23 protein-coding genes are annotated in these 23,489 nt (G+C 78.2%); 6 read left to right on the top strand and 17 right to left on the bottom strand.

Going from position 1 to position 23,489, the window contains the following annotated elements:
- The first annotated feature begins 3 nt into the window (after positions 1-3).
- Together H505_RS0109200 and H505_RS0109195 are read left to right on the top strand one after the other, a co-directional pair.
- Positions 4-1,047, top strand: coding sequence for a saccharopine dehydrogenase NADP-binding domain-containing protein (locus H505_RS0109200; protein WP_211238430.1), 1,044 nt, complete (start codon positions 4-6; stop codon positions 1,045-1,047).
- A gap of 84 nt (positions 1,048-1,131) precedes the next feature.
- The gene (locus H505_RS0109195) at positions 1,132-1,560 is read left to right on the top strand and encodes a RidA family protein (RefSeq protein WP_034517287.1); all 429 of its coding nucleotides are present in this window, start codon (positions 1,132-1,134) and stop codon (positions 1,558-1,560) included.
- A gap of 113 nt (positions 1,561-1,673) precedes the next feature.
- Here H505_RS0109195 and H505_RS0109190 read toward each other — a convergent pair whose 3' ends face one another.
- The 3 genes from H505_RS0109190 to H505_RS40785 form a co-directional block, all read right to left on the bottom strand.
- A complete protein-coding gene (locus tag H505_RS0109190; RefSeq protein WP_026401743.1) occupies positions 1,674-2,249 on the bottom strand; it encodes a TerD family protein in 576 nt (191 codons plus the stop codon).
- Between the two features lie 176 nt (positions 2,250-2,425).
- Positions 2,426-4,312 carry an acyl-CoA dehydrogenase gene (locus H505_RS52310; RefSeq protein WP_281173418.1) on the bottom strand — a complete coding sequence of 629 codons (1,887 nt, stop codon included), beginning with the start codon at positions 4,310-4,312 and terminating at the stop codon, positions 2,426-2,428.
- Positions 4,309-5,355: an ACP S-malonyltransferase gene (locus H505_RS40785; protein ID WP_064743562.1), complete on the bottom strand. Its 1,047-nt coding sequence runs from the start codon at positions 5,353-5,355 to the stop codon at positions 4,309-4,311. Before H505_RS40785 ends, H505_RS52310 begins: the two co-directional genes overlap by 4 nt.
- A 302-nt stretch (positions 5,356-5,657) precedes the next feature.
- On the opposite strand from H505_RS40785, the gene H505_RS40780 reads away from it, so the two are divergent.
- Positions 5,658-6,749, top strand: coding sequence for a 3-oxoacyl-ACP synthase III family protein (locus H505_RS40780; protein ID WP_084550063.1), 1,092 nt, complete (start codon positions 5,658-5,660; stop codon positions 6,747-6,749).
- Between the two features lie 92 nt (positions 6,750-6,841).
- On the opposite strand, the gene H505_RS40775 is transcribed toward H505_RS40780, so the two are convergent.
- From H505_RS40775 to H505_RS40760, 10 genes are all read right to left on the bottom strand, one after another.
- Entirely contained in the window at positions 6,842-7,276 is a 435-nt protein-coding gene (locus tag H505_RS40775; RefSeq protein ID WP_064743560.1) for a DoxX family protein, read from the bottom strand.
- Between the two features lie 164 nt (positions 7,277-7,440).
- The gene (locus H505_RS0109165; protein ID WP_026401741.1) at positions 7,441-8,808 is read right to left on the bottom strand and encodes a hypothetical protein; all 1,368 of its coding nucleotides are present in this window, start codon (positions 8,806-8,808) and stop codon (positions 7,441-7,443) included.
- On the bottom strand, positions 8,805-9,506 hold the full coding sequence (locus tag H505_RS47450) for a hypothetical protein (protein WP_051300466.1): 702 nt from the start codon (positions 9,504-9,506) through the stop codon (positions 8,805-8,807). The genes H505_RS0109165 and H505_RS47450 overlap by 4 nt, the downstream gene beginning before the upstream one ends.
- Positions 9,503-10,663 carry a molybdopterin-dependent oxidoreductase gene (locus H505_RS0109155; protein ID WP_084550030.1) on the bottom strand — a complete coding sequence of 387 codons (1,161 nt, stop codon included), beginning with the start codon at positions 10,661-10,663 and terminating at the stop codon, positions 9,503-9,505. The genes H505_RS47450 and H505_RS0109155 overlap by 4 nt, the downstream gene beginning before the upstream one ends.
- On the bottom strand, positions 10,624-11,256 hold the full coding sequence (locus H505_RS0109150; RefSeq protein ID WP_026401739.1) for a methyltransferase domain-containing protein: 633 nt from the start codon (positions 11,254-11,256) through the stop codon (positions 10,624-10,626). The genes H505_RS0109155 and H505_RS0109150 overlap by 40 nt, the downstream gene beginning before the upstream one ends.
- On the bottom strand, positions 11,253-11,915 hold the full coding sequence (locus tag H505_RS0109145) for a TIGR04282 family arsenosugar biosynthesis glycosyltransferase (protein ID WP_026401738.1): 663 nt from the start codon (positions 11,913-11,915) through the stop codon (positions 11,253-11,255). The genes H505_RS0109150 and H505_RS0109145 overlap by 4 nt, the downstream gene beginning before the upstream one ends.
- Positions 11,912-12,583: a glycosyltransferase family 2 protein gene (locus H505_RS0109140; RefSeq protein ID WP_211238429.1), complete on the bottom strand. Its 672-nt coding sequence runs from the start codon at positions 12,581-12,583 to the stop codon at positions 11,912-11,914. The genes H505_RS0109145 and H505_RS0109140 overlap by 4 nt, the downstream gene beginning before the upstream one ends.
- Positions 12,580-13,653 carry an NAD-dependent epimerase/dehydratase family protein gene (locus H505_RS40765; RefSeq protein WP_051300465.1) on the bottom strand — a complete coding sequence of 358 codons (1,074 nt, stop codon included), beginning with the start codon at positions 13,651-13,653 and terminating at the stop codon, positions 12,580-12,582. Before H505_RS40765 ends, H505_RS0109140 begins: the two co-directional genes overlap by 4 nt.
- Before the next feature lie 336 nt (positions 13,654-13,989).
- Positions 13,990-15,069: an aminotransferase class V-fold PLP-dependent enzyme gene (locus H505_RS0109130; RefSeq protein WP_034517285.1), complete on the bottom strand. Its 1,080-nt coding sequence runs from the start codon at positions 15,067-15,069 to the stop codon at positions 13,990-13,992.
- A gap of 14 nt (positions 15,070-15,083) precedes the next feature.
- Positions 15,084-16,103 (bottom strand): helix-turn-helix transcriptional regulator, encoded by a 1,020-nt coding sequence (locus H505_RS40760; RefSeq protein WP_034517283.1) that lies wholly within the window; start codon positions 16,101-16,103, stop codon positions 15,084-15,086.
- A 124-nt stretch (positions 16,104-16,227) separates the two neighbouring features.
- On the opposite strand from H505_RS40760, the gene H505_RS0109120 reads away from it, so the two are divergent.
- The 3 genes from H505_RS0109120 (at position 16,228) to H505_RS0109110 (ending at position 19,322) form a co-directional block, all read left to right on the top strand.
- On the top strand, positions 16,228-16,752 hold the full coding sequence (locus tag H505_RS0109120; protein ID WP_026401735.1) for a pyridoxamine 5'-phosphate oxidase family protein: 525 nt from the start codon (positions 16,228-16,230) through the stop codon (positions 16,750-16,752).
- Positions 16,753-17,442: 690 nt separating this feature from the next.
- The gene (locus H505_RS0109115) at positions 17,443-18,438 is read left to right on the top strand and encodes a hypothetical protein (protein ID WP_026401734.1); all 996 of its coding nucleotides are present in this window, start codon (positions 17,443-17,445) and stop codon (positions 18,436-18,438) included.
- Positions 18,439-18,530: 92 nt separating this feature from the next.
- Positions 18,531-19,322: an SDR family NAD(P)-dependent oxidoreductase gene (locus tag H505_RS0109110; RefSeq protein WP_026401733.1), complete on the top strand. Its 792-nt coding sequence runs from the start codon at positions 18,531-18,533 to the stop codon at positions 19,320-19,322.
- Between the two features lie 67 nt (positions 19,323-19,389).
- Here the strand turns inward: H505_RS0109110 and H505_RS40755 are convergent, their stop codons facing one another.
- The 4 genes from H505_RS40755 to H505_RS0109090 form a co-directional block, all read right to left on the bottom strand.
- Positions 19,390-19,914, bottom strand: coding sequence for a TIGR00725 family protein (locus H505_RS40755; RefSeq protein WP_034517281.1), 525 nt, complete (start codon positions 19,912-19,914; stop codon positions 19,390-19,392).
- Positions 19,911-20,222 carry a 4a-hydroxytetrahydrobiopterin dehydratase gene (locus tag H505_RS0109100; RefSeq protein WP_026401732.1) on the bottom strand — a complete coding sequence of 104 codons (312 nt, stop codon included), beginning with the start codon at positions 20,220-20,222 and terminating at the stop codon, positions 19,911-19,913. The genes H505_RS40755 and H505_RS0109100 overlap by 4 nt, the downstream gene beginning before the upstream one ends.
- An 87-nt stretch (positions 20,223-20,309) precedes the next feature.
- The gene (locus H505_RS0109095) at positions 20,310-21,761 is read right to left on the bottom strand and encodes a HAMP domain-containing sensor histidine kinase (protein ID WP_026401731.1); all 1,452 of its coding nucleotides are present in this window, start codon (positions 21,759-21,761) and stop codon (positions 20,310-20,312) included.
- A 157-nt stretch (positions 21,762-21,918) separates the two neighbouring features.
- Positions 21,919-23,232: a hypothetical protein gene (locus H505_RS0109090; RefSeq protein WP_157432947.1), complete on the bottom strand. Its 1,314-nt coding sequence runs from the start codon at positions 23,230-23,232 to the stop codon at positions 21,919-21,921.
- Positions 23,233-23,489 lie beyond the last annotated feature (257 nt).

Genomic DNA, 23,489 nt, shown 5'->3' with positions numbered 1-23,489 from the left:
CACATGGGAGAGACCGTGGGATCGGGACAGACGGTGGCGGTGTTCGGCGCGTACGGGCACACCGGGCGCTTCGTGGTGGACGAGCTGCTGGAGCGCGGGTTCGTCCCGGTGGCGTCCGGCCGCGACGAAGGCCGGCTGCGGGAGCTCGCGGCGTCCCGCCCGGAGCTGGCGGCGCGGCCCGCGACGGTCGGCGACCCGGCCTCCCTCGACCGGGCGCTGGCCGGCGCGGCGGCGGTGGTCAACGCCGCCGGGCCCTTCGCCGCGACGGCCGCGCCCGTGATCGACGCGGCCCTGCGGGCGGGCGTCCCCTACCTGGACGTGGCCGCCGAGATCGAGGCCAACGCCGACACGTTCGCGCACTTCGGCGACCGGGCCCGCGCCGCGGGGGCGGTGGTCGTCCCCGCGATGGCCTTCTTCGGCGGCCTCGGCGACCTGCTGGTCACCGCGGCGATGGGCGGCTGGGCGTCCGCCGACGAGGCGCACATCGCCTACGGGCTGAGCGGCTGGCACCCCACGGAGGGGACGCGCGCCTCGGGCCGGGTGTCGCGGGAGCGGCGCGGCGGCGGCCGCGTCCGCCACGCCAACGGGCGGCTGGAGTACCGCCACGACGACCCGCCGGTCCTGGAGTGGCCCTTCCCCGCGCCGCTGGGGACCCGGTCCGTCATCGGGGAGTTCTCGATGGCCGACGTCGTCACCGTCCCCCACCACCTGCCGATCCCCGAGGTGCGCACCTACATGACGGTCGAGGCGGCCGGGGACGTGGCGTCGCCGGACACGCCCGCGCCGGCCGCGGCCGACGGGACCGGGCGCTCCGCGCAGACCTTCCTCGTCGACGTCGTCGTGCGCTCCGGCGGCGCCGAGCGGCGCGCCGTGGCGCGGGGCCGCGACATCTACGCCGTCACCGCGCCGCTCGTCGTGGAGGCGGTCGGCCGCGTGCTGTCGGGGCGGGTCCGCGCCGCGGGAGTCGTGTCCGCCGGGGAGGTGTTCGACGCGCCCGACTTCCTGAAGGCGCTGTCCCCGCACGTCTCGGTCGACCTGCGCCCGTGACCGAGGGCGGGCGCCCGCGCGGACGGCCGGTGCCTGCGGGCCCGGGGCGGCCGGTAGCGTGCCCGGGTGGACGAGCATGATCCGATGAACGAACGCGGTCCCCGCGAGGGGACCGGAATCCGGGAGATCGACGCGCCGGGGCTGCCGCCCGGCCCCGGCTACAGCCACGCGGTGTCGGCCGACGTGCCGGGGCGGCTGGTCGTCCTCAGCGGCCAGATCGCGCTGGACGGGGACGGGAACCTGGTGGGGCCCGGCGACCTGGAGGCCCAGACCCGGCAGGTGTTCGCCAACCTCGGGGCCGCGCTGGAGGCGGCCGGGGCGCGGTGGGAGCACGTCGTGCGGCTGGGGTACTTCCTGCTGGACGCGCGCGGCGTCGGCGTGGTGCGGGCCGTCCGGGAGGAGATGCTGCCGGACGGCCTGGCGCCCGCGGCGTCGCTGGTCGAGGTGCGGCGCCTGGTCCGCGACGACCTGCTGGTCGAGATCGAGGCGATGGCCGTCGTCCCGTCCGGCTGAGCGCCGCCCCGGCGCACGGCCGGACACCCGCTGCCGAACGCTCGATGAGGGGCCCGGCACGGGGAAGGCGGGCCCGGGACCGGATCCCGGGCCCGCCTTCCGCGGCGCGCGTGTCAGACGTTGACGCCGAAGTCGGACGCGATGCCCGACAGGCCCGAGGCGTAGCCCTGGCCGACGGCGCGGAACTTCCACTCCTCGCCGTTGCGGTACAGCTCGCCGAACACCATGGCGGTCTCGGTCGAGGCGTCCTCCGACAGGTCGTAGCGGGCGATCTCGCTGTTGTCGGCCTTGTTCACCACGCGGATGAACGCGTTGCGGACCTGGCCGAAGTTCTGCTGGCGGCTGTCGGCGTCGTAGATGGACACCGGGAACACGATCTTGGTGACCTCGGCCGGGACGGTGGACAGGCCCACCTGGATCTGCTCGTCGTCGCCCTCGCCCTCGCCGGTGAGGTTGTCGCCGGTGTGCTCGACCGAGCCGTCGGGGCTCTTGAGGTTGTTGAAGAACACGAAGTGCTGGTCCGACAGGACCTTGTTCTCCGCGTTGAGCAGCAGGGCGCTGGCGTCCAGGTCGAAGTCGGTCCCGGTCGTGGTGCGCACGTCCCAGCCCAGACCCACCACCACGGCGGTCAGTCCGGGAGCCTCCTTCGTCAGCGAGACGTTGCCGCCCTTGCTCAGACTGACTCCCACTGTTGCTACCTCCGTATCGATTGCGGGTGCCGGTCACCCGCGCGGGTCTCTACGAGTCTCCTACGAGAACGGTAGTCACCTCGCGCGGGTTCCCCCGCATCCTCGGGCAAGTCGCGGCGTGGCGCGCGCTTTTCTCCCCTTTCACCGTCCCGTTGTCCCCGGGCGGCGGGACGGGGTCAGCCGGTGAGGAAGGCCGTCGGCGCGGTGATCTCGGCGGGCAGGTCGAACGCGGCCGCCAGGTCCCCGGCGCGGGGGGCGAGGTCGTCGCAGACGCGGCGCCGCGCCGCCCACGCCTCGTCCAGCGCGCCCGGCGGCAGCACCCCCTCGTTGAGCAGGTCGCCCGCGCGGCGGTCGATCCAGTTGAGGGCGTGCAGGGTCAGCACGGGCCGCAGCGCGGCGGGGCCGGTGTCCAGGGCGCGGACGAGGATCTCCAGGGTGATGCGGTCGGCGCAGGCGGTGGCGGTGCGGGCGGCCAGGACGAGGTTGTCGTTCCACGCGGTGAACGGGTCGGCGCCGGCGTCGCGGGCCGCGGCGACGCGGGCGGCGAGCCGGTCGCGCATCCGCCGCTCGGTCTCGCCCGCCAGGAACCGCCACACCGCCGGGGAGGCGAGGTCGCCGCCGTCGGGCGGGCCGGGTTCGGCGGGCGGGGGCGTGTAGCGGTCGAGGTCGGCCATCGCGCGGGCGGTGTCGTAGAGGATCAGCTCGTTGTCGCCGCCGGCGTTCATGTAGGCGTGGGTGAGGCCGCGGTAGGCGTTGAGCCGTTCGACGGCGGCGAAGCCGGGGGCGCCGCTGTGCACGCGGCACGCCGAGACGGTCTCCTGCGCCTGGACGGTCGCGGCGGCCTTCAGCAGCGCCAGGTCGCGGTCGACGGCCGACCAGGGCGCCCACGCGGTGTCGGGCCCGGCGTCGCCGGGGCTCGCCGCGGTCGCGCCGGGCGCGTCGGCGGAGGTGCGGCGGGCCTGGACGTGCGCGGCGACGGCGGTGAGCGCGTATCCGGACGCCAGCGCCGACAGCACCGCCTCGCGCTGGTTGCGGTAGTCGGTGAGGGCGCGGCGGGGCGCGAGGCGGCCGAGGGTGGCGCGGCCGGCGGAGTGCGCGAGGAGCATCCCGGCGGACGCGCGGGTGACGGCGGCCGACGCGGAGATGACGGCCCGCCACACCGCGGGCGCGATCGCCATGGAGCGGGTGAGGCGGGCGGCGGGGGTGCCGGCGGGGTCGTGGAAGGCGCCGTCGGGGGCGATGCCCGCGCCGTCGCGCAGCCACGCCTCGTAGGGGACGCGGAGCCCGTCGAGGCGGACGGCGCCGTAGTCGATCTGCAGGCCGGTCGTCTCGGGCGCGGGGACGATGCGGGCGCCGTCGGCGATGCGCCCGCCGGGGCCGCGCAGCGGCACCATGAACACGAACACGCCGCGTTCCTCGCCGCCGTGCTCGAGGGTGGCGTAGACGGCGGCGGTCTTGGGCAGTGCGGGGTGGGCGGTGTTGGTGGGGAATTTGGCGGCCGCGGCGTCGGGGGTGGTGAGGACGAACCCGCCGGTGCGGGGGTCGTGGCGCGCGATCGTCCGGGGCGACAGGTGGCTGTTGCTGCGGCCGACCTCGGTCATCAGCAGGGTGCCGAAGGAGTCCATCGACTCCAGTGCCGCGCCCGCCGCGCCGCCCGGGCCGTCCTGCCCGGCGCCGAACCGCAGGACGGGCCCGTACGCGAGGGTGTAGTGCAGCATCGTGACGTGGAACAGGGCGGGGTCGGCGATCGCGGCGCGTTCCAGCAGCGCGCACAGCAGCGGCGGGTCGTCCAGCAGTTCGGCGGCGGGCGGCGCGGCGAGCCCGGCGCGGCGCAGCCGCCGGTAGGTGAGGGCCTGGTGCTCGCGGGCGGTGAGCCCGTCGGGGTAGGCGAAGCAGTCGGCGGGGACGGCCTCGGCGAGCCGCGCCCGGATCTTGTCGTCGCGGGCGCCGCCGCGCGCGAACGCCAGCAGGTCGGGGTCGGGGACGCCGTGCGCGGCCACCGGCGCCGGTTCCGCGCCGTCGGGCCCGCCGTCGGGCCCGCTGTCGGGCATGGTGTGGGTCATCGCGGCTGCTCCCGTCGGGCGGAGGGGTCGGTGGTCGCGCTGGAGGCGGCCTTGCCGGTGGCGCCGCCGGCGGAGCGGCGGGGCCGGTCGCGCAGCGGGACGAGGACGCGGGCGCCGGGCAGGGTGAGGCGGGCGCACTGGCACAGGGCGTCGCCGGGTCCGGCCTCGGTGAACACGGTGGCGCCCGCGGCGTCGACCTGCCGCAGGGTGTCGGGGAGCCGGACGGGTTTGACGATGCAGTCGGCCAGGGCGCGGTGCAGGTCGTCGTCGTCGCAGTAGGCGCGGCCGCGCACCGGGGAGTGCACGGCGATCTCCAGGGGGCGCTGCGGGAACGCGCGGATCGTCGCGTACCACTCGTCGTCGGCGCCGGCCATGGCGGGATGGTGCGACAGGTAGGGCACGGCGAGCCGCACGGCGCGGACGCCGCCGTCGCGGGCGGCGTCCAGGACCTTGTCCAGGTCCGCGTCGGGGCCGGACACGACCGTGACGCCGGGTGCGTTGAGGCAGGCCACGACGACGCCGGGGGCGCCGGCGGCGGCGATGCGGTCGCGGGCGCCGTCCTCGCCGGTCTCCAGCAGGGCCATGCCGCCGCCGGCGCCGCGGCGGGCGAGGACGTCCACGAGCGCGACGGCCATGCGGGCGCCGTCGGCGATCGTGAACGCGCCCGCGGACACGGTCGCGGCGATCTCGCCGAAGCTCTGCCCGACGGCGATGCGCGGCGTCACCCCGGCGGTGCGCAGCGCGCGGTCGACGGCGACGGACGCGGCGTACCCGCACAGCTGGGCGACGCCGGGGGCGCGGGCGGCGGCGCGGTAGGCGGCGGGGTCGTCCAGCAGGATCGTCCGCAGCGACGGCCAGCCGGTGCGGGGCAGGCCCTCCTGGACGGCGTCCAGGACGTCGGCGACGGCGCGGGCGGCGGCGGGTCCGGAGCGGGCCAGTGCGGGCAGGTCGGGGACGGCGGCCGATCCGGTTCCGGCGAACAGGAACGCGCACACGTCGTCGGGCTTGAGCTCGTCGGCCGGGCGGAAAGAGGGCGAGGCCACGCGGTGTCTCCTTACCTGGAAGGAAGACTCTCGTTTCTTTTTCGATAAAGGCCGCTGAACATCTCGATATAGAACGGAAATCCCGAAATGAGATTATTCCTTTATGGGATCGGTCTGGCAACCGTCGGCGGCGCGTCCGGAACCCGTTCCCCGCGGGTTCCGCGCGCTCGGGGCGCCGGCGGAACGGCCGTCCGGATAGGGGGATCGAGAAGGGCCGGCCGAGAAAAGCCGGGCGGGACCGTCAGCCGAGAATGCAGCCGACCACGATCACCGGCGGCGAGCCGGGCGCGAGGGAGCGACGCATGACCTGGCCGAACCAGCGACCGACGACCGGGCCCGCGGCGAGCGGGCCGCGGGAAGCCCCGTATTGCGGACCGGACGGGCGCGCACCGGGCGGCGCGCCCGGCTGGGCGATCCGCGGCACCGGCTCCCACCTGCCGCGGCGGCGGGTCCGCAGCGAGGAGGTGTCGCGCTCGCTGGGCCTGGACCCCGGCTGGATCGAGCGCCGCACCGGCATCCGCGAGCGCCGGGTCGCCGCCGGCTCCGAGGCGTCCTCGGACCTGGCCGCGCACGCCGCCCGCCGCGCCATGGCCGACGCCGGCATCCGCCCCGACGACGTCGGCCTGATCGTGCTGGGCACCTCCACGCCCGACGAGCTCGGCCCGTCCACGGCGTGCCGCGTGCAGGCGCTGCTGGGCGCCCGGCACGCCGCCGCGTTCGACGTCGCCGCCGCCTGCACCGGGTTCGTCTACGGGCTGCAGACCGCCGTGGGGTGGCTGGCGACCCAGCGGGGCGCGCCGCCGTGCGCGCTGGTCATCGGCGTGGAGGTGTACTCCAAGTTCCTCGACCCCGCCGACCGGGGGACGGCCGCGCTGTTCGGCGACGGCGCCGCCGCAGCCGTCGTCGGGCCCGTCCCCTCCCCCTACGGGATCGGGCCGGTCACGCTCGGCTCGGACGGCACCCGCGCCGGCGACGTGCTGATCCCCGCGGGCGGGGGCCGCCGCCCCGCGTCGGCCGAGACGCTGGCGGAGCGGGAGCACACCATCCGCATGGACGGCCGCGCGGTCCGCGACTTCATCGCCGCGACGTTCCCGCGGCTGGTGGCCGAGGCGGTGGACGGCGCCGGGATCAAGCCCGCGGACCTGGCGCTGGTGGTGCCGCACCAGCCGAACCCGGCGCTGGTCGCCTCGCTGGCGCCCGACGCCGGGCTGGAGCCCGGGCAGCTCGCGATCGCCGGCCACGACGTCGGCAACATCGGCGCCGCCAGCCTCCCCTACGCGCTCGACACCGCGCTGCGGGCCCGTCCGCCCGCACCCGGGGACCTGGTGCTGCTGGCGGGGTTCGGCGCGGGCCTGACCTGGGGCCACACGATCGTCACGTGGCCGCCGTCCTGACCGTGCGGCGGGCCCGGCGCGCCACCGGCCAGGGACGCGCATACGGCGGCCGGGACGCGGTGTCCCGGCCGCCCGCCGCGGCGGCGCGGGGGTCAGCGGCGCAGCATCGACCGCGGGTCGGCCAGCAGCGCGCGGGTGTCGGCGCGGCGGTCCCAGGCGACGGCGGCGAACACGGCGCCGAGCGCGACGGGGAACAGCGCCCACGCCGGCTCGAGCACCAGCAGCTGGGTGAGGGCGGCGCCGATCATCAGCCCGATCAGGCCGATCGCGGCCAGGCCCGCCAGCCGGGGGATCACCAGGCCGACCGCGCCCGCGACCTCGACGGCGCCGACGAAGTACCGCATGAAGTCGTTCCAGCCGAGCGCGGCGAACGTCTCGACGGCGTCGGCCTGCCCGACGAACTTGGGCAGCCCGGACGCGACCAGCAGGAACGCCGCGATCAGGATCTGCGCGCCCCACAGGACGCGCCGCCCCGTGCGGCGGTCCCCGGTCGCGGCGGCGGTAGCGGGGATGTGGGTGGCGGTCATGGCGGTGGTCCTTCCGTGCGGTGTCGCGGCGGCCTCTCACTGACACGTCGAACGGGACCCCGCCGTATCGACAACCCGCCGGACCTTTCCTCAACCATCTTTCGAGGCGCCCGTTTCCGCAGGCCGGAGCCCGCTTCAGTCGGGGGCGTCTTCGTCGGCGGCGGTCACCAGGGAGACAGGACCAGCGCCTGGACGGCCAGGGCGGTGCACGCCTGCGCGGCCAGCCAGGCCCGCGCCGGAGGCCGGTGGACGGCCGCGGCCACCACCAGCCACGCCGCGAACGGCACCCAGATCCGCTCCACCTCCCCCTTGGTGACGCCCGACACGTCCAGCGCCAGGGTGCCCAGCAGCGCCGCGCCCGCCGGGAGCGCCGTCCCGAGGCCCGGCACCGCCGCCCGCAGCCGCGCGGCCCGCCGCAGGACGCCCAGCGTCCGGGGCAGGGCGTGCGCGACGGCGGGGCCGGTCAGCAGGCCCAGCACCGCGAGGTCGGCGAACAGGAAGTACCAGTAGGGCCGCTGCGCCGACCCGCCGCTGATCAGGTAGGTGCCCAGGGTGGCGCGGACCCCGTCGGGCCACCGGAAGCCCAGGACGGTCAGGGCGACGGGCACCACCGCCAGGCCCGCCGCCCCGGCCGCGACCGCGGCGCGGCGGGGACGCGTCCCCGCCAGCACGGCGAGGGGCACGGCGAACAGCGGCAGCAGCCCGTAGCTGAGGTACGGCAGGGATCCCAGCAGCAGCCCGCCGCCGGCCGCGGCCGGGACCGCGGCGCGCCCGGCACGGCGCGCCGCGACGGCGACGAGCGCGGTCCCCCACGCCCCGACGCCGAGGAAGAACGCGTCCATGGCGGTCGCGACCCACAGCGCCAGCGGCGCCAGCACCAGGAACGGGACGGCGGCCCGCGCGGCCTCCTCCCCCGCCGTGCACCGCACGGTGACCGCGATCGCGGCCGCCGCCGACGACCCCGCCGCGATGATCGCCGCGGCGAGCCATCCGGTGCCGCCCAGCCCGGCCGCCTCCAGCGCCCACAGCACCAGCATCGGCCCGGGCGGGTGCCCGCGGACGTGCGTGGTGTAGCCGTGCAGCCGCTCGGTGAACGTGCGCAGCCACTCCAGGACGTCCGGGCGCAGCTGCGCCATCCCGGCGGGGTACTCGGTGGGGGCGTCCAGCGGCGCGGCGAGCGCGCCCGGCCCGTCCGCCACGGCCAGCGCCACCGCCCACAGCGCGGCGCCCGCCCACGCGGCGGGCGGCAGCCACCGCCACGGCAGCCGCGCGGCCAGCACCGGCAGGACGGCGACGCCGGCGGCGGCGACCGCCGCCGCGGGCAGCATCCGCCAGGTCAGCGGATGCTCCCGCGCCCGCGCGTGCAGCGGCGGCAGGTCGTCCTCGGTGGCGATCCCGGCGCGGCGCAGCCACCATCCGGCGGCGAACGCCGCGACGATCGCCGCCGCCCACGCCGCCACGGCCCACGCCCCCGCGGCGGGCCGGGCCTTCTCCCGAAGGCCGCTTCCGCGCGTGCCGCCGGTGACCGTCATCGCGCTCCTCCCCGGTCGTCGGGTGTCCCGGCCGCCCCGCCGTCCGCGGGACGGCCGTCCGGTGGGCGGCCGTCCGGTGGGCGCCGGGGTGCGGTGCGCCCGTCCGCAGGCCCCGCGTTCCAGGGCCGCCCGTCCGGTGGTCGGCCGTCCGTGGGGCACCGGCCCGGCGGTTGGCCGTCCGAGGGGCCGTCGTCCACTGGGCGGCCGTCCGGAGGTCGGTCTTCCGGGGGTGCGGCGTTCGCGGGGGCGGGGCCGGGTTCGGCGTCGCGGAGGTGAGCGCGGGGCGTGGCGCGGCGGGTGCGGTGGACCCGGGCGGCGGCCGCGACCGCGGCGGCGACGGCGATCGCGGTGAGGACGACGGCGAGGTTGCGGCCGTAGGGCAGCGGCAGCCGGGACGGGACGTCGGCGCGGCGGCCGTGCCCGAGGACGAGCGGCAGCGCGACCAGCGTCAGGGATCCGGCCGCCGCGAGCCCGGCCCGCACGGGGGTGCGGGCCGGGGCGGGCAGCCGCGCGGTCAGCCGCCCGGCCACCAGAACGGCGGGGACGAGGACCGCGTCGTGCACGAGCACCGGCACGGCGAACCACACCGCCCACCCGGTGACTCCCACGTCCGCCGCGACGCCGTGCAGCCCGACGGCGATCAGCGCCAGGCCCGCCGCGCCCGCCAGGGCCCGCCCGGGCGCGATACGGGTCCTCATTCGACCACCAGCCGGTGCACCCATTTGGTCTGCAGGACGCCGGGACGGTTCGGGGCGATCAGCCGGCACGGGAAGCCGTGGTCGGGGTGCAGGGGCTCGCCGTTCAGACGCAGCGCCAGCAGGGTCAGCGGGTCGCGCCAGTGGGCGGGCGCCACCCGGGAGGCGCGGTAGTCCCCCCAGGTCTGCAGCGACTCCACGCGCACGCGGGCGTCGTCGTCGACGCCGGCGAGGCGCAGCACGTCGCGCAGCCGCACGCCTTCCCAGTCGGCGTCCGCGCTCCAGCCCTCGACGCACGCGATCGGCAGCCGCGCGGTCCGCGCGGGCAGGGCGCGCAGGTCGTCCAGGGACAGGACGACCTCGCGGCGGACGCGGCCGGTGACGGTGAGGCGCCACGCGGGGTCGCGGGCGGCGGCCAGCACCCCTGCCCCGGCCGCGGAGGTGTTGACGGGGACGCCCTGCGGCCCGGTGCCGGGGCGGCGCGGCGCCAGCACCGCCAGCCGCGCCAGCGGCGGGAACGCCTCACCGGCCGTGGCCAGCGCGACGGCGCCGCTCGCGCCCGCCACGGTCAGCAGGAACCCGCGGCGGTCCACGGCGTCGCCCGGCCCGGCCATCACGGCGCGGCGGGCGGCGGGCCACTCCCGCGCCGCGTGCACGAGCAGCGCGCCGATCAGCACATAGGACGTCCAGTAGTGCGCGGTGGTGAACGGGAACGGGAACGCGTACCAGTAGGAGATGTTCAGCACGCCCGTCACGGCCTGGAACAGCGCGCCGCCGACCAGCAGGAACACCACCGCGCGGTAGCCGGCGTCGGCGGCGGAGCGGACCGGCGGGCGGCGCAGCAGCCGCGGGTACACCGTCCACAGCTTGGCCGCCAGCAGCGGCAGCGTCGCCAGCCCGCCGATGACGTGCACGCCCTGCGTCACCCGGTACAGGTTCACCGGGCGGGACGGCCACTGCGCCCAGCCGGGCGGGTGCTGCATGAAGTGGCTGATCAGGCCGGTGGCGAACGCGGCGCCGAAGGAGGCGGCCAGGGCGAGGCCGAGCCGCGCGGCGGCCCGCTCGCCGCGCAGCGGGCTGGTGAACCGGCCCTCCGGACCGTCCGGGCCGGTCGGTGGGGTCAGGACGGCGCGGGCGCGCGCCGCACGGCGACGAACCATCGGCCGGCCTCCTCCCAGGTCTCGGTGACGGCGGCCGCGCAGGCCGCGGCGAGGCCGGCGGCGTCGCCGGCCGCCACCCGCGCCCACGGGAACCATTCGCCGATCGCGCCGCCGGACCGCAGCCGCAGCGGCTCGGTGCCGGACGCGGCGCCGGGCGGCTCCACCTCGGCCAGCACCCGCCCGCCGGGCGCGGCGAGCGCGAGGGCGCGGCGCAGCAGGACCGCGGGGTCGCCGCCGATGCCGATGTTGCCGTCGGCGAGCAGCACGGTCCGCCAGCGGCCCGCGCCGGGGACGTGCCCGAACACGTCCCGGCACAGGGCGGGGCCGCCCGCGGCGGCGGTGAGCGCGACGGCGGCGGGCGCCGGGTCGATGCCGAGGACGGGCACGCCGCGGCGGGCGAGCGCCGCGGTGAGGCGCCCGGGACCGGACCCGACGTCCAGGGTCGCGCCGGCGCAGCGGTCCAGCAGCCCGCCGTCGCCGGGACGCAGCCGCAGCCAGTCCCGCAGCGGCAGGGGGCGGCGGGACCCGTCGGCGTGCTCGATCTCCACCGGGCCGCTGCCGCGCAGCGCCTCCTCGTACAGTTCGCCGATCACGCCGGGACCGTCCGGTCGCCGAGGCGCCGCACGGCCGCCGCGAACCGCCGCGCGCCGCCCCCGGCACGCTCCGCGGCGGCGGCGACGGCGGCCGCGTCGGCCGGGGTGTCGACGTCGGTCAGCTCGGGCAGCGCCGCGGCGCGCAGCCCGGCGCCGCGCAGCCGGGCGAGCTGGGCGGCGCCGGTGTCGGGCCGCGACATGGGGACGCCGCGCAGCAGCCGCGCGTCGGGGCGGCGCAGCCCCAGCAGCCAGAACCCGCCGTCGGCGGCGGGCCCGAACACCGCGTCGCGTCCGGCCAGGGCCCGCGCCGCCGCGGCGAGCAGGGCGGGGGTGACCTGCGGGGTGTCCATCCCGATGAGGACGAGCGGGCGGCCGGCGTCGGCGTCGGCGAACGCGTTGGCGAGCCGCTCGTCCAGGCCGTCCCCGCGCTGCGGGATCACCCCGACGCCGGGCGGCGGGCAGGGGCGGGGGGCGCCGTCCAGCACGAGGGTGCGGCGCCCGGCGGGGGCGGCGGCGACCGCGTCGAGGGTGTCGGCCAGCGCCGCCGCGGCCAGCTCGGCGGCCTCGGCGGGCGTGTAGGCGGGCGTCAGGCGCGTCTTGACCCGTCCGGGCACCGGCTCCTTGGCGATCACCAGCAGGTCGGCGGCGGGCCCGGTCACGGCGCGGCCTCCGCCAGGACGCGGCGCATGTCGCGGACGGCGCGGACCGTGCCGCCGAGCGTCCCGGTCACCTTCGACTCGCCGGTGCGGGGCCGGTAGGCGACGTCGATCTCGGTGATCCGCCACCCGCCGGCGGCGGCGCGCAGCACCGTCTCCAGCGGGTACCCGAACCTGCGGTCGCGGACGTCCAGTCCGGTGAGGGCGGCGCGGCGGGCGGCGCGCATCGGGCCGAGGTCGCGCAGCCGGGTCCCGGCGCGCCGGTTCAGCGACCGCGCCAGGACGGCGTTGCCGAGCCGGGCGTGCGGCGGCCACGCGCCGCGCCCGGTGGGGCGGCGCCGCCCCAGCACCAGGCCGGGCGGTCCGCCCGCCGCCTCCAGGTCGTCGAGGGCGGCGACCAGGCGGGGCAGGTCGGCGGGGTCCAGGGACGCGTCGGCGTCCATGACGCACACGGTGCCGGCGGTGGCGGCGCGCAGTCCCGCGTGGCAGGCGGCCCCGAACCCGCGGGCGGGGGCGGGCACGACCCGCGCGCCGTGGTCGGCGGCGACGCGCGCCGACCCGTCGGTGGAGGCGTTGTCGACGACCAGCGGCCGGAAGCCCGCGGGCATCCGCGCCAGCACCCACGGCAGCGCCTCCGCCTCGTTCAGGCAGGGCAGGACGACGTCGATCACGAGCCCACCCTCTCGACGGCGGCACCCGCGGGCGTTCCGGTAGGCGTCGCGGCGGGCGCGGCGGGCTGGCGGGCGAACTCGGCCATCCCCTCGGCGAACGGCACCGCCGGGGAGAAGCCGAGCTCGCGGCGGGCGCGGTCCGGCCGCGCGACGATGTGCCGCACGTCCCCCAGCCGGTACCCGCCGGTGACCTCCGGCGCCGGACCGTCCAGCGCCCCCGCCAGCGCCGCGGCCATGTCCCCGACGGTCCGCGGCTCGCCGCTGGCGATGTTGTAGGCGCGCAGCCCGCCCGGTTCGGGCGGGCTCACCGCGAGCCGCTCCAGCGCCAGGACGTTCGCGCGGGCGACGTCGCGGACGTGCACGAAGTCGCGGCGCTGCGCGCCGTCCTCGAACACCAGCGGCGCGCGCCCGTCCAGCAGCCGGGACCGGAAGAGCGCCGCGACGCCCGCGTAGGGGGTGTCGCGCGGCATCCGCGGCCCGTACACGTTGTGGTAGCGCAGCGCCGCCGCCGACCCGCCGGTGGCGCGCGCCCACGACGCGGCCAGGTGCTCCTGGGCGAGCTTGGTGTCGGCGTACACGTTGCGGGGGGCGGGCGGGACGTCCTCGCCGACGGCGCCGGGGACGAGCGGCCGCCCGCAGCGGGGGCAGCCGGGCTCGAACCGCCCGGCGTCCAGATCCCGCGCGGGCCGCGGCCCGGGCCGCACGGCGCCGTGCCGGTCGCAGGTGTAGGCGCCCTCGCCGTAGACCACCATCGACGACGCCAGGACGAGCGCGGCGACGCCGGCACGGGCCATCTCCGCGAGCAGGACGGCGGTGCCCTGCACGTTGACCGACGTGTAGGCGGGCAGGTCGGCGACGTCGACGCCCAGGCCGACCTTGGCGGCCTGGTGGCACACGGCGTCCGCTCCGCGCAGCAGCCGGGCGACGTCGGCGCCGTCGCGCACGTCGGCGGGCGCGCCGTCCGCGCCGGGGCGCAGATCGAGGCCGCGGACGCGGTGGCCCGCGTCCCGCAGCGCCTCGGCGATGTGCGAGCCGATGAATCCGGCCGACCCGGTGAGCAGTACGTTCATGCGGACGAACGTAGGACGAGGGACCCGCCCGGACGGGCCGGAAAGGCCCCGCGCGGCCACCTTGTCAGCGACTCGTAAGATCTTCCGCCCCGGCCCGCCCCATCGACGGCTCCACCGCCCGGCGAGCCCCCCGGCGAGCGGCCCCTGAGGGACGACGGCGACGGCGCGCCCCGATGGCGTAGGCGGGAGGGTCCGTCCTGTCGGGCGCCGTCCGGGCCTCGGCGCGCCCAGGTCCGGGCGAGGACTGGCGGCGGGAGCGGTTACGGGCCCGGCGCCTGCTCGCGCCTGTGCGGGGAGCGACGCCGGGTGCCGGGCGCGCGAGGAGTCGGGGGCGGGTCAGGCCGTGGGCACCGTGCCGCCGTCCGTCCCGGCGAGGACGGGGGCGAGGAGCGCGGCGGCGCGGTCGACGTCGTCCTCGGTGGTGGTCAGGTGGAACGCGCAGCGCAGCCGCCCGGCCCGCACGGAGGCGATCACGCCCGCGTCGCGCAGCCGCTCGGCGGTGCCGTCCGGGACGGGCAGCGACACGATCGCCGAGTCGCCGGGCGGCAGGCCCAGCGCGGCCTGGAACCGGCGGGCGAGCGCGACGTCGTGCGCGTGGATCGCGGGCACCCCGACGCTCTCCAGCAGTTCCAGCGCGGGGGCCTGCCCGATCCAGCTGGCCCACGCCGGGGACAGGTCGAAGCGGCGGGCGTCGGCGGACAGCCGCAGCGGCGTCCCGTAGATGGAGTCCCAGATGTCGGCGCCGCCGTACCAGCCCGCCCCGATCGGCGGGAGGTCGGCGAGCGCCTCCTCGCTGCCGGCGAGGAACGCGGTGCCGCGCGGCCCCAGCAGCCACTTGTAGCCCCCGCACACCAGCCAGTCGGCGCGGTCGCCGGGCACCGGCAGCCACCCGATCGCCTGGGTGGCGTCCAGCAGGACGCGGGCGCCGTGCGCGCGGGCCGCGCGGGCGAGGTCGTCCATGGGGACGATGCGGCCGTCGGCGGACTGCACCACCGACACCGCGACGACGTCGGTGCGGGCGTCGATCCGGTCGACGATCTCCTCGAGCGGGACGGCGCGCACGTCCAGCCCGGGGCGGGCGAGGAACGGGAACAGCAGCGAGGTGAAGTCGCCCTCGGCGACGAGCACGCGGGCGCCGTCCGGGAGGGACGCGGCGACCAGCCCGACGAAGTACGACACCTGCGGGCCGCAGGCGACCCGGGAGGCGGGGAGCCCGATGAGGCGGGCGAACGCCTCGCGGGAGCGGGTGACGGCCGCGTCGGCGGCGTGCGCGGTCATCAGGCCCGCGGCGCGGCCGCGTTCGGCGGCCAGGGCGGCCTCGTGGGCGGCGCGGGGCGGCAGCCCGTAGGTGGCGGTGTTGAGGTAGGCGACGTCGGCGGCGAACTCTTGCTGCGCCTCGCGGACGGAGATGCTCATGCCGTCATCGTCGCTCACCGGCGCGCGCCGCCGTCCCCGCGGCCCCGTCCCGCGGGGTCGGTGGCCGCGGCGGCGCGCGACAGGCGGACGGCGAGGGCGGCGAGGCGCTCGGCGAGTTCGGGCGGCTCGCGGACCTCGAAGTCCAGGTCGAGGAACGCGATGCGCAGCGCCGTCCACTCCAGGGAGTCCGGGGCGGTCCGGACGGTGCAGGTGCGGTCGTCGACGGGTTCGATCTCCTCGCCGGTGACGCGGAACCGGTCGGCCAGTTCGGCGGCGGAGGCGTGCACGGTGAGCACCGCCCGGCGGACCGGCGCCCGCCGCGCCAGGGAGCGGGTGACGAACGCGGCGGCGTCGGCGGCCGGCAGCGGCCGCGGCGGCGTCCGCGCGCCGGTCGGGTGGGGGGCGCCCATGCGGTCGACGCGGAAGGTGCGCCAGTCGGCGCGTCCGGTGTCGTAGGCGACCAGGTACCAGCGGCGGCCCGCCGACACCAGCCCGTGCGGCTCCACCAGCCGCGCGGGCCCTCCGCCGTCGTCGCCGCCCGGGGTGCGGTAGGTGAAGCGGACGCGTTCGTGGTCGCGGCAGGCGGCGGCGAGCACGGTCAGCGCGGCGGGGTCGACGGTGGGTCCGGCGGGCGGGCCGGTCAGCGGGGTGGTCGCGGTGTGCAGGGCGGTCACGCGGCGCCGCAGCCGGTCCGGCAGGACCTGCTCGAGCTTGGCCAAGGCCCGCACCGACGCCTCGCCGATGCCCTCGACGGCTCCGCCGGCCGCGCCGCGCAGCCCGACGGCGATCGCGACGGCCTCCTCGTCGTCCAGCAGCAGCGGCGGCATCGCGGCGCCGGCCTCCAGCCGGTAGCCGCCGGCGGCGCCGAGGTCGGCGTGCACCGGGTACCCGAGGTCGCGCAGCCGCTCGACGTCCCGGCGGACGGTGCGGGCGCTGACCCCGAGCCGTTCGCGCAGTTCGGGGCCGGTCCAGGTGCGGCGGGTCTGCAGCAGCGACAGCAGCCGCAGAAGCCGCCCGGAGGTCGTGTCGGTCACGCCCGCCAGTATGGCGCCGAACGAGGCCGTTCCCTGTCCTCTTTCCGGGCGGCCCGGGGGCGGTGAGTTCCGGGCGGCGGCCGTGTCCGTCCTTGTGACGCCCGTGCGGCCGAAGGAGGACACGATGACCGAACGCGAACCCGTCCAGACCACGGACCTCGACATCTACGGCGGTGGGCCCCTGGAGTGGCGCACCGTGCGCGACGCCTTGGTGGCCGCGCTGCCGAAGATGGAGACGCCGGTGTTCCTGGGCACCGTCCGTCCCGACGGGCGCCCCCACGCGGCGGGCATCGGCGCGCTGTGGCTCGACGGGGAGGTGTACTTCACCAGCGGCCCGGGCACCCGCAAGTCCCGCAACCTGGCGGCGAACCCGGCGTGCACGGTCTCGGTGCGGGTGCCGGGCGCCGACCTGGTCCTCGAGGGCGAGGCGGTGCGGGTCACCGACGCGGCGGTGCTCGAGCCGGTCGCGGCCGGATACCGGGACGGCGGCTGGCCCGCACAGGTGGACGGCGACGCGCTGACCGCCCCGTTCAGCGCGCAGAGCGCGGGACCCCCGCCGTGGCACGTGTACCGGCTGCGCCTGCGCACGGCGTTCGGCGTGGCGACCGCCGAGCCGTTCGGCGCGTCCCGCTGGCGTTTCGCCGACTGACCCCCTGCCGCCCGCTTCCCGTGCCGCGCCCTTTCCCCCGCGCCCTCCCGCACCGCGCTGGCTCGGGTCGGTGGGGCTCGGGTCGGTGGGGCTCGGGTCGGTGGGGCTCGGGTCGGTGGGGCTCGGGTCGGTGGGGCTCGGGTCGGTGGCGTGGCCGCCGGCGTCGTCCGGCGGGTCGTCCGGCAGGCCGCTCCGCGCGTCGGCCGGTCCTTCAGCCGCCGGGCGGACGACCGCGCCGTTCCGGCGGGCCACCCGTGCCGCCCGACGAACGCCGCTGACAAGGCGTCGCGGGCGCCGCCCGGACTGTCGATGCCCTCGCCGCAGGACTCGTCCAGGCGCTCTCGTCGGGGCGTCTCACCGCGCACAGGGTTGGACGCGCAATACCTAATGGCGGCGGGTTACACCAAGGCCAGTGCGGACATCCCGGCGGTGCCCGTCTCGCAAGGTCCGGGACTCTCCGCCCGGCTTCACGTTGCACTCGCGGCGCACCGACACGGTGGTGCGCCGCCGTTCGGCGCGCCGGGTCGGTCCGCGTCGGCCGGGGCGGCGCCACGGCATCTGGCTCGTCCGCTCCCCCGGTGGTGGGCGCGGTTCTCCGGCTTCGTCCGTCGACTTTGGTCTATGCGGGGTCTCCCTTGGAGGGATGGCGGGGGTGCGGGCGGTGCCGAGACTGAAGGCATGGCTGGGGGAATGTCGCTGAAGGGCGCTCCGGTGGGCCGCTGGGCGCTGGAGCTCGACGGTCGACTGCTGGAGGCGGAGACGAGCCGCGCCGGGTGGCGGCGCCGGGTGCGCCTGTACGTGGACGGTGAGTCCGCCGGTGAGGCTTCGGGCTTCAACCCCGTGGCGGTGCCGTTCGAGGACGCTGCGGTGCGCGCGGTGTTCGACGTGGCGGGGCTGGTCGACGGGCAGGCCGCGCGGTGCGAGTTCGTCCCGCGCGACCAGGAGGAGGGCGAGGACGGCGACGAAGAGTCCGGGGATGAGCCGGATGCGTCGGGCGGGTCGGACGAGCCGGACGGCAGGGGGGTGCGGTTCGCGCCGCCGGAGGGGTCGCGGGCTGCTCGCAGGGAGGCGCTCGCGCGGGCGCATCCGGTGCTGTACGCGTCGCGGCACGTGGTGGTGGCGGCCGGGCAAGTGCTGCTCCCGCTGCTGGGGCTGGGCGTGCTGGTTCGGATGCTGGTGGAGCTGGTGCCGTGGCCGGACGTGAGCCTGCCCGATGTGTCGTTGCCCGATGTGGATCCGCCGGATCTGCCTCTTCCCGACGTGCCGTGGCCCGACTTCGATCTGCCGGACATCTCGGCGCCCTGGTGGGTACAGGCCGTCCTGACGACGGCCAAGTTCTGGGGACCGCTGCTGGTCGCGGTGGGCGTCGCGGCGAGGGAGGTGTCCCGCCGCAGGCGGCAGCGCGCCGAGGAGGAAGCCGGCCGGGACGGCGCGGACGTGCGCCCGGCTGGTGAAGGTCCGGCGGACGCGCGGGACGACCGTCCGGACGACGACGGCGGCGGCCCCGCCGCCGACCGGAGCACCGCCGACCGGGCCAGCGCGGTGCGGGAGGGCGCAGGCCAAGATGGCGCGGTCCGGGAGGTGGCCCGCCGAGAGGACGCTCCCCGAGAGAGCGCTGCCTGGGAAGGGGCGCGCCCAGACGGAGCGGCCGGCCGGGGGGCGGGGGGTCGGGGCGAGGGCGGGTAGTGCGGTTCGGTGGACGCTCGGGCGTGCGGACGGGGCGCGCGGATCGGCCGGTGGGGGCGGCGGCGGGGCGGAGGTGGCCCTAGGCTGCGGGCATGAGCGCGCACTCCTCCCCCTCCGCCTACCTGACGACGCTGTTCTCCCTGGCCGGGCGGGTGGCGGTGGTGACCGGCGGGAGTTCGGGGATCGGGCGGGCGATCGCGGGGGCGCTGGGCCGGGCGGGCGCGGCGGTGGTGGTCGTGGCGCGGCGCGAGGGCGAGCTGGACGACACCGTCAAGGAGCTGCGGGAGCAGGGGTGCCGGGCGGCGCGTGTCAGCGCCGATCTGGGGTCGCGGGCGGAGGTGGCGCGGGCGGCCGAGGAGGCGGCGGCGGTGTTCGGCGAGCCGGACATCGTGGTGAGCGCGGCCGGGATCAACCTGCGGCCGCCGATGGACGAGCTGGGCCGGGAGGTGTGGGACGCGACGATGGCGGTGAACCTCGACGCGCCGTTCCTGCTGGGGCAGCGGTTCGGTCCGGTGATGGCGGAGCGCGGGTTCGGGCGGCTCATCCACATCGCGTCGCAGCAGGCGTTCCGCGCGTTCGTGAGCAGCGGCGCGTACGGGGTGTCGAAGGCGGGGCTGGTGGCGCTGGCGCGGTCGCAGGCCGAGGCGTGGTCGGGGCGGGGCGTCACGGCGAACACGCTGGTGCCGGGGTTCGTGATGACGCCGCTGAACGCGCGGCTGTCGTCGGATCCGGAGCGGGTGCGGGCGCTGGCGGACCGCACGATGACGGGCCGCAACGGGCTCGCCGAGGATTTCGCGGGCGCGGCGGTGTTCCTGGCGAGCCCGTCGGCGGCGCAGGTGACGGGGCAGTCACTGTTCGTCGACGGCGGGTTCTCCGCGCACTGACGCGTCCCGGGCCGGTCCGGCGCGGCCGGTCCGGCGCGGCCAGTCCGGCGCGGCCAGTCCGGCGCGGTCAGTCCGGCGGGCCCGCCCCCGGCGGGTCCGGTGTGCGCGCCGGCCACAGGCCGGTGCGGGCGATCGCGTCGGCGGGGTCGCGGGCGTGCCGGACGCCGCCGACCGGGTCGCCGTGCTCGTCGTGGACGCGCCAGCCGCCGAGCTGGACGACGGGTGCGCGGCCGCGCCGCACGGCCAGGGCGATCTCCGACAGGGTGCCCCAGGATCCGCCGACGGCGATGACGGCGTCGGCGGCGTTGACGATCAGGGCGTTGCGGGCCTGGCCGAGGCCGGTGGGCAGCGCCACGGTCAGGTGCGGGTCCGCGCCGGTGCGGTCGTCGCCGGGCAGGACGCCGACGACGGTGCCGCCCGCGTCGCGGGCGCCGGCGGCGACGGCGGCCATGACTCCTCCGTGGCCGCCGCACACGACGACGGCGCCGCGGGCGGCCAGCAGCCGCCCGAGTTCGCGGGCGTCGTCGTGTTCGCGGCGGGTGCAGTCGGCGGGCCCGCACACCGCGACGTGGACGGGCGGGGCGCCGGTCACGCGTCGGTGTCTGGGGCGGCGGCGCGGGCGGCGAGGTCGTCGATGCGGGCGGCGAGGTCGAAGTCCTTGGCGGTGAGTCCCCCGGCGCTGTGGGTGGTGAGGGTGAAGGTGAGGGTCCGCCAGCGGATGTCGATGTCGGGGTGGTGGTCGGCGGCCTCGGCGGCGCGGGCGACGCGGGCGACCAGGTCGATGCCGTCCAGGAAGGTCGCGGCGCGGATCCGGCGGCGGATGGCGTCGCCGTCGCGGGTCCACTCGGGCAGCGCGTCGAGGTGTTCGGCGACGGCGGCGTCGTCGAGGGTGTCGGCCATGGTGGTCCTCCTGGTGCGTCGTCGGGTCCGGTTTCGGTCGTTCCCCGGATCCGGGCCGACTACGTCCGCGCGTCCGGCCGGGGCGGGTCAGGGGGGCGGGTCGGGGGTTCCGGGGAGGCGGACGCGGGCGAGGGTGCCGCCGCCGTCGGCGGGTTCCAGCGCGACCGTCCCGCCGCTGTCGGCGACGGCGCGGGCGACGATCGACAGGCCCAGCCCGGAGCCGGGCAGGCTCCGCGCGGACGGGGACCGCCAGAACCGTTCGAAGACGTGCGGGAGGTCGGCGGGCGGGATGCCGGGGCCGTGGTCGCGGACGGTGAGTTCGCCGCCGGCGAGGCGGACGTCGACGGCGCCGCCCGGCGGGCTGAACTTGACGGCGTTGTCGAGGAGGTTGACGACGGCGCGTTCCAGCGAGGCGGGGTCGCCCGGGACGTACCAGGGGCGGGTGTCGCCGCGGACGGTGAGGCCGGGGCCGCGCGGCCGGGCGCGTTCGACGGCGCGGGCGACGACGTCGTGCAGCGCGACGGTTCCGCGGACGGGGCCGGTCTCGTCGGGGCGGGCGAGTTCCAGCAGGTCGCCGACGAGGTCGGACAGTTCCAGCATCTGCGCCTTGACGCTGGTCAGCAGGGCGCGGCGGGTGGTGTCGGGCAGGGCGCGGCCGGCGGCGTCGGCGCGCAGCAGCAGGTCGATGTTGGTGCGCAGGCTGGTGAGGGGGGTGCGCAGTTCGTGTCCGGCGTCGGCGATGAGGCGGCGCTGCCGTTCGCGGGACGCGGCGAGCGCGCCGGTCATGGTGTTGAAGGAGCGGCCGAGGCGGGCGATCTCGTCGGTGCCGTCCTCGGGGATGCGCACGTCCAGGTCCTCGGTGCGGGCGATGTGCTCGACGGCGCCGGTGAGCCGGTCGACGGGGCGCAGCCCGGCGCGGGCGATCATCAGCCCGGCGCCGGCGGAGGCCAGGACGCCCAGGGCGGTGACGGCGGCCAGCAGCAGCGCGAGGCCGTCGAGGGGGTCCTGGACGTCGTCGAGGGGAAGCGCGAACGACAGCGCGGCGGTGGAGCCGTCGAGGGTGCGGACGGGGCGGGTGAGGACGCGGACGTCGACGGCGGCGCCGTCGGCGGTGGTGCCGGTGCCGTCGTGCAGGGCGCGGGGGCTGTCGCCGCGCGCGACGGCGGCGTCGGCGTCGGTGACGTGCAGGGCGCCGGCGCCGGGGACGGTGCAGCGTCCGCCGCGGGCGTCGACGACCTGCATCATCGCGGAGGGGCCGGGCGGGCGGATCCCGGTGCCGGGGGTGGCGCCGCGGGTGCAGTCGCGCAGGACGTCGTGCAGTCCGCGCTGCAGCGGCGGGGGGCGGTGCGGCGGGTCGCCGGCGGGGCCGGGCGGGTCGCCGGCCATGGCCTCGAGGCGGTGGTCGAGTTCGCGGTAGAGCTGGGCGCGGGTGAGGGCCCAGGACGCGGCGGCGCAGGCGGCGACGGCGAGGGCGACGGCGATCGCGGTGAGCAGGGCGAGGCGGGCGCGCAGCGTCAGCCGTCCGACGCGGCGGGTCACGGGCGCGCCGCCCGCGGCGCGGGCCCGCCCGTGCCCGCGGGGGCGGGCGTCGGCGGGGCGGGCTTCATGTGCACACGGTAATCGGCGCCGGTAAGGGGCCCGTCCGCGGACGGGCGTTTTTCATGGAGTTCTCAGACGGCGCCGCGGCGCGGCGGGTTCACCGGTCGGTCGCGGCGGCCCACGGGTCGCCGCCGGGCTCCTCGCCGCCCTGCCCGCGGCGCCCGCCTGCGGGCCCGGCTCCGGCTCCGGTCGGGGCGTCGGGTTCGACGGTGCTCTCGACGACGACGGGGCGGGACGGGGCCGGCCCGGCGCCGGGCGCGGGGCGGGTGGCGGTGACCCAGGTGGTCTTCATGGTGTCGACGACGACGTCGCGGGCGACGTCCCAGACCATGCCGCGCAGCCGTTCCTTCATGGCCAGCTTGACGGCCTCGCGCAGCAGTTCGGCCATGACCGCCTCGATGGCCGCGGCGGCGGTGCGGGACGCGGCGCGCACGGCCAGGTCGCGGGCGGTGCGGGCGACGGCGCTGCCGGCGGCCGCGGCGAGCAGGTCGCCGGCCGAGCGGGCGGTGCCGCTGCCGGCGGCGCGGGCGAGCGCGTCGGCCAGGGGGCGCAGTTCGGCGGCGCCCGCGCGGTCGCGGACGGCGGCGGCCAGGTCGCGGGCGGCGTCGGCCGCGGTGTCGCGCACGACGCGGGCGGCGACGTCGCGTCCGGCGTCCAGGACGGCGTCGGCGGCGGCCTCGGCGACCGCGTCCACGGCGGCGTCGGCGACGGCGCGGGTGGCGGCCTGCACGGCGGGCGCGGACGCGGACGCCGACACGGTCGCGACGGTCGCGGACACGCCGCGTCCGGCCATGTCCAGGGCGGTGGCGGTGGCGGCGCGGGCGAGGGGGTTGCGGGCGGCGAAGCGGCGCGCGGCCAGCGCCATGGGGTGCTTGGCGACTTCGGCGGCGGCCTGCTCGGCGAGGGTCATCGCGCCGGTCGCGGCCTCGAACGCGGTCGCGGTGGCCGGGTGCGCGGCGGCGGCGGTGCGGGCCTCGGTGACGGCGCGCTCGGCGGCCGACGTCGCGATCTTCACGGCGGCGTCGCGGGCGGCGCGCTCGGCTGCGGCCATGGCGGGCGTCCCGGCGAGCTGGTCGACGATGCGGGACGCGGCGAGCCCGGCGGCGTCGCGGGCGGCGCGGCGGACGGGGTCGCCGGCGGTGACGGCGAACCGCGCGGCGCCGGCGGCCGCGGGGGCCAGTTCGTCCCACAGCTCCTCGAGGCGCGCCGCGGCGGCCCGGTCGAGGCGGGCGAGAGCGCCGTCCCCGGCGTCGGCCGCGGTGTCCGGTGCCGCGGTCTCCGGTGCCGGCGTGTCGGGCGTCCGGGTGTCGCCGGTCGCCCGGTCAGGGGCCCGCCGGGTGGACGGTTCGGGCGCCTGGTCGTGCCTGGGGGACGGTACCGGCGCACCGGCCCGCTGCACGTTCTCGTCCACGACCACGCCCCTTTGTCACGGTCACGTCTCCTCAAATCACCATAACCGCCGCGCGGTCCCCGAAGTTCCCGCCGCCCGCGGCGCCGGGGCGCAAAAAGGTGGCACGGGGGCGTGCGGGCCCGATAAAGTACGCGGTCGGAACCGAAGGGAGGTGGGGTGCATGGCCGTCATCGCGGTCGCTGCTGCGCGCAGCGCTCAGGCCGACCTCATCTTCCGGGCCTCGGGCTGATCCCACGTTCCGGTGCGCCGTCGGCGCG

The sequence above is a fragment of the Actinomadura rifamycini DSM 43936 genome (assembly GCF_000425065.1).
Taxonomy (GTDB): Bacteria; Actinomycetota; Actinomycetes; order Streptosporangiales; family Streptosporangiaceae; genus Spirillospora; species Spirillospora rifamycini.
The sequence above is the reverse complement of the archived record's forward strand: the minus strand, read 5'-3'. Positions and strand labels throughout refer to the sequence as shown.

What these genes read in the sequence shown, in the direction of transcription:
- H505_RS0109200 (WP_211238430.1), top strand. Translation starts at nt 4, where the DNA reads ATGGGAGAGACCGTGGGATCGGGACAGACGGTGGCGGTGTTCGGCGCG.
- H505_RS0109195 (WP_034517287.1), top strand. Translation starts at nt 1,132, where the DNA reads ATGAACGAACGCGGTCCCCGCGAGGGGACCGGAATCCGGGAGATCGAC.
- H505_RS52310 (WP_281173418.1), bottom strand. Translation starts at nt 4,312, where the DNA reads ATGACCCACACCATGCCCGACAGCGGGCCCGACGGCGGGCCCGACGGC.
- H505_RS40780 (WP_084550063.1), top strand. Translation starts at nt 5,658, where the DNA reads ATGACCTGGCCGAACCAGCGACCGACGACCGGGCCCGCGGCGAGCGGG.
- H505_RS40775 (WP_064743560.1), bottom strand. Translation starts at nt 7,276, where the DNA reads ATGACCGCCACCCACATCCCCGCTACCGCCGCCGCGACCGGGGACCGC.
- H505_RS0109165 (WP_026401741.1), bottom strand. Translation starts at nt 8,808, where the DNA reads ATGACGGTCACCGGCGGCACGCGCGGAAGCGGCCTTCGGGAGAAGGCC.
- H505_RS47450 (WP_051300466.1), bottom strand. Translation starts at nt 9,506, where the DNA reads ATGAGGACCCGTATCGCGCCCGGGCGGGCCCTGGCGGGCGCGGCGGGC.
- H505_RS0109155 (WP_084550030.1), bottom strand. Translation starts at nt 10,663, where the DNA reads ATGGTTCGTCGCCGTGCGGCGCGCGCCCGCGCCGTCCTGACCCCACCG.
- H505_RS40765 (WP_051300465.1), bottom strand. Translation starts at nt 13,653, where the DNA reads ATGAACGTACTGCTCACCGGGTCGGCCGGATTCATCGGCTCGCACATC.
- H505_RS0109130 (WP_034517285.1), bottom strand. Translation starts at nt 15,069, where the DNA reads ATGAGCATCTCCGTCCGCGAGGCGCAGCAAGAGTTCGCCGCCGACGTC.
- H505_RS0109120 (WP_026401735.1), top strand. Translation starts at nt 16,228, where the DNA reads ATGACCGAACGCGAACCCGTCCAGACCACGGACCTCGACATCTACGGC.
- H505_RS0109115 (WP_026401734.1), top strand. Translation starts at nt 17,443, where the DNA reads ATGTCGCTGAAGGGCGCTCCGGTGGGCCGCTGGGCGCTGGAGCTCGAC.
- H505_RS0109110 (WP_026401733.1), top strand. Translation starts at nt 18,531, where the DNA reads ATGAGCGCGCACTCCTCCCCCTCCGCCTACCTGACGACGCTGTTCTCC.
- H505_RS0109100 (WP_026401732.1), bottom strand. Translation starts at nt 20,222, where the DNA reads ATGGCCGACACCCTCGACGACGCCGCCGTCGCCGAACACCTCGACGCG.